The organism is Halorubrum persicum, assembly GCF_002727125.1.
GTDB classification, from domain to species: domain Archaea; phylum Halobacteriota; class Halobacteria; order Halobacteriales; family Haloferacaceae; genus Halorubrum; species Halorubrum persicum.
Window position 1 is genome coordinate 1 of sequence record NZ_NHOA01000126.1, and the last position, 1,718, is coordinate 1,718.

A 1,718-nucleotide genomic window follows, 5' to 3' on the forward strand; every position below is an offset into this window, starting at 1 on the left:
GGGATTGCGATGCTCTCCCCCGATATGTATGCCTCACCGGGTTCACTCCATCTCGGACTCCTCATCGGTCTTGTTGGTCTGATATACGGTCTTGCTGGAGAGGCGATCGAGAATGCGCCCCAAGGCGAGTGATCCGCATCGCTCAGCGACCGGCTGTTTCAGACAACACTGCGTCTGAAGAATAGGGGTTCAACAGAGCCAACTGCATGTTAATCGATCGGCGGTGAACACGTCCAAAGCCCCAGTCGTGAGGCGTACTCACGCTCGCTGTGCTCCTCACTCGCTCGCTTTCGCTCCCTCGTTGCGGTGTCGCCGTCGGCGGTCACTCTCGCTTACCGTTCCCGTTATCGCCGCCGCTCCCCTCCGCCTCGTCGGGTCCCTCGATCGCGTGGTGGGGGCCAACCGGCCCGTGCGTCGGGCAGACGCCGGCGATGGGGGTCGCGTTGAGACAGCAGGCGCGCTGTCGGCTCGCGATGGCGCCGCGCGAGAGGGGCTCGCCGCAGCGCCGGCAGTACGAGTCGGCGTCGCCCGCCATCCCGGTCAGCGCTCGCGGATTCGCATCGGCACCGGGTGGTCGGGGTGCATCGTCAGCGAGCCGCGCAGCGAGAGGTCGGGACCCTCGTACGCCAGGTCGTACTGCGAGCAGACCTCGGCCAGGATGAGTTTGGCCTCCAGCAGGGAGAACGCCTTCCCGATGCAGTGGCGCGGGCCGCCCCCGAACGGGAAGTAGGCGAAGCGGGGGCGCTGGCTCCGGCGCTTCGGCTTCCACCGGCTCGGATCGAACGCCTCCGGGTCGTCGTACCAGCGCGGCGAGCGGTGGACCACCCACTGCGACAGCATGAGCGCGGAGCCCTCGGGGATCCGATACCCCCCCAGTTTCACGTCGAGCTTCGGCTCGCGGAAGAGAGTGTACACCGGCGGATACAGCCGCATCGCCTCGTTGAGGACGCGCTCGGTGAACGCCATGTCGCGGGCGTCGGCGGCGGTCGGGGGACCGTCGGCGGTCGCCGCCGCGGCCTCGGCCGCCACGCGCTCGCGGGCCTCGGGGTGGTTCGAGAGCAGGTAGAACGTGTACGTCAGCGTGAGCGCGGTCGTGTCGTGGCCCGCCAGCAGCATCGTCACCAGCTCGTCGCGGAGGTTCTCGTCGGTCTGCTCGCCCCGGTCGCGGGCGCGCAGCAGGACGGAGAGCAGGTCCATCGGCAGGTCGCCGTCGCCGTCGCCGGCGGGGCCGCGCACCGCGACGCCCTCCGGGCCGGCGGGGTCGACGCCGGGGTCGCGCTCGGTCCCCCGACGCCGGTCGACGATGCCGTCGATCACGGATTCGAGGGTGTCGATCGCGGCGTCGAACTCCCGGTTCTCGCGGGTCGGCACCCAGTTGGGAATCAGGAAGCGGCGCGGATCGGGCTCGAACCGGGCCCCGAGCGGCTCCAGCTTCTCCTGGACCGTCTTCACCTCCTCGTCGGTGATGTCGGCGCCGAACATCGCCGAGACGATGATCTTGACGGTGAGGCGGGCGACCTCCAGCTGGATGTCGACGACGTCGCCGTCGCTCCAGTCCGCGAGCTGGGACTCGGTGTGGTCGACCATCGTCCCGTCGAGCGCCCCGATCCGACGGTTGTGGAACGAGGGGTTCGCCAGCTTCCGCTGGCGCTGCCACGTCTCCCCCTCACTCATGAGGAGGCCGTCCCCGAGCAGGGTGTCCATGGCGTCGTCGCCGA

2 protein-coding genes are annotated in these 1,718 nt (G+C 69.3%); both read right to left on the reverse strand.

Annotated features, from left to right (window positions below; translation table 11 throughout):
* Positions 1-322: 322 nt before the first annotated feature.
* Entirely contained in the window at positions 323-535 is a 213-nt protein-coding gene (locus DJ69_RS13855) for a hypothetical protein (RefSeq protein WP_180271830.1), read from the reverse strand.
* A 5-nt stretch (positions 536-540) separates the two neighbouring features.
* Positions 541-1,718, reverse strand: a 1,178-nt coding sequence (locus DJ69_RS13860) for a cytochrome P450 (RefSeq protein WP_099256145.1), incomplete at its 5' end; no start/stop codon positions are given.

Bases quoted from the DNA above. Each gene is read 5' to 3' on its own strand.
- DJ69_RS13855 (WP_180271830.1), bottom strand. From the start codon at position 535: ATGGCGGGCGACGCCGACTCGTACTGCCGGCGCTGCGGCGAGCCCCTC.